General features: G+C 66.7%; 3 protein-coding genes. All 3 read left to right on the plus strand.

Annotation, left to right across the window (positions count from 1 at the left end; genetic code table 11):
* On the plus strand, positions 1–651 hold a 651-nt coding region (locus VDP82_RS17175; RefSeq protein WP_323016041.1), incomplete at its 5' end, for an ABC transporter permease.
* Positions 641–1,660, plus strand: coding sequence for an ABC transporter ATP-binding protein (locus VDP82_RS17180; RefSeq protein ID WP_323016042.1), 1,020 nt, complete (start codon positions 641–643; stop codon positions 1,658–1,660). The genes VDP82_RS17175 and VDP82_RS17180, both read left to right, overlap by 11 nt.
* The coding region (locus VDP82_RS17185; RefSeq protein WP_323016043.1) for a dipeptide/oligopeptide/nickel ABC transporter ATP-binding protein at positions 1,657–2,297 on the plus strand (641 nt) is incomplete at its 3' end. The genes VDP82_RS17180 and VDP82_RS17185, both read left to right, overlap by 4 nt.

The raw sequence follows: 2,297 nt of genomic DNA on the forward strand, positions 1-2,297 counted from the left end.
TTGAGCCGCCTCATCCACGGCACCCGCATTTCGCTCTCCATCGGTCTCGCCGGCGTTACGCTCAGCCTCTTCTTCGGCATCGTCATCGGCGGTTTTGCCGGCTATTACGGCGGCTGGTTCGACAGCGCCGTCATGCGCGTGGTCGAATTCATCCGCTCTTTGCCCACCATTCCCCTGTGGCTGGGGCTGGCGGCGGCCTTGCCCAAGGACTGGAGCGCCATCCAGACCTATTTCGCCATCACCATCATTCTCAGCCTCATCGGCTGGACCGAGCTGGCGCGCGTGGTGCGCGGGCGTTTCCTCAGCCTGCGCACCGAGGATTTCGTTACCGCCGCCCAGCTCGATGGGGCCAGCGACTGGCGCATCGTCACCCGCCACATGGTGCCCAGCTTCACCAGCCATATCATCGCCGCCGCCACGCTCGCCATTCCCGGCATGATCCTGGCCGAAACGGCGCTGAGCTTCCTCGGACTGGGCCTGCAGGCCCCCATCGTCAGCTGGGGCACGCTGCTCCAGGAAGCCCAGAACATCCGCACCCTGGCCACGGCGCCCTGGCTGCTGGCGCCGGGCCTGTGCGTGGTGGTGGTGATCCTTGCTCTCAACTTCTTCGGAGACGGCCTTCGTGATGCCGCAGATCCCCATGGCCGATAAACCCATCCTTACCGTTTCCGATCTGTCCATCAGCTTCACCTCGCCCGACGAGGCCGAGATCGAGGCGGTGCGCCAGGTCGATCTCACCCTCACCCCCGGCAAGACGCTGGCGCTGGTCGGCGAGAGCGGCTGCGGCAAATCGGTCACCGCCCGCGCCGTGCTGCGCCTGCTCGATTCCAACGCCCGCATCGGCCGCGGCGAGATCGTCTTCGACGGCGCCGGCGGCGAGGTCGACATCGCCCGGCTCAAATCCGACAGCCAGGCCATGCGCGCCATTCGCGGCGCGCAGATTTCCATGATCTTCCAGGAGCCGATGAGTTCGCTGTCCCCGGTCCACACCATCGGCGACCAGATCGACGAGATCATCATCCTGCACGAGCATCTCCCTCCCAAAAAGGCCCGCGAGCGCACCGTGGCCCTGCTCGATCAGGTGGGCGTGCCCGGCGCCCGCGACCGCGCCAACGCCTATCCGTTCGAACTGTCGGGCGGGCTCAGGCAGCGCGCCATGATCGCCATGGCGCTGGCCTGCACGCCGCGCCTGCTCATCGCCGACGAGCCTACCACCGCCCTCGACGTCACCACCCAGGCCCAGATCCTCGATCTGCTGCGCCAGTTGCAGGCCGATTTCGGCATGGCCATGCTGTTCATCACCCACGATCTGGGCGTGGTGGCCGAAATCGCCGACGACGTGGCGGTGATGTATCTGGGCGACGTGGTCGAGCAGGGCAATGTCTATGATGTCTTCCGCGCGCCCAGCCACCCCTACACCCAGGCGCTGATGAAGTCGGTGCCGCGCCTGTCGCGCAAGGCCGAGCGGCAGCGCCTCTTGCCCATCAAGGGCAATGTGCCCTCGCCACGCAACCGGCCGGCGGGTTGCGCCTTCACCAGCCGCTGCCCCTATGCCTTCGCGCCCTGCGCCGGCACGCGGCCCGAGCGCACTGCCATCGGCGCCGACCATATGGCCCGCTGCCACCTGCTCACCCGCGTCTCCGAGGAGGAGCCGGCATGAGCACGCTTCTTTCCGTCCACAATCTTTCCAAGGTCTACACCCTTGGCGGCAGCCTGTTCCGGCCCGGCCGCGAGCTGGTGGCCCTCAACGATGTCAGCCTCAGCGTCGAGGCCGGCGAGACGCTGGCCATCGTGGGGGAAAGCGGCTGCGGCAAGACCACGCTGGGCCGCTGCATCATCAAGGCCCAGCCCGTCACCTCCGGCCATGTGCACTACCATCCTCCCGGCCATGAGCCGGTGGAGCTGAGTGCCCTCGATAAGCGCCAGATCAAGCCCTGGCGCCGCGATATCCGCATGATCTTTCAGGATCCGATGAGTTCGCTCAATCCCAATATGCGGGTCTTCGATATCGTCGCCGAGCCGCTGCGCGTGCACCGCATCGCCCGGGGGCGCGAGTTGGAAGACCGGGTGCTCGATACGCTGGCCAAGGTCGGCATCGCCCCCGATGCGGTGGGCCGCTATCCGCACGCCTTTTCCGGCGGTCAGCGCCAGCGCATCGGCATTGCCCGCGCCTTGGTGCTCGATCCCAAGCTGGTCGTCGCCGACGAGGCGGTCTCGGCGCTCGATGTCTCCATCCAGGCCCAGGTCCTCAACCTGCTCGACGATCTCAAGGCTGAATTCGGCCTCACCTATATTTT

Source organism: Devosia sp., from assembly GCF_034675085.1.
Taxonomy (GTDB): Bacteria; Pseudomonadota; Alphaproteobacteria; order Rhizobiales; family Devosiaceae; genus Devosia.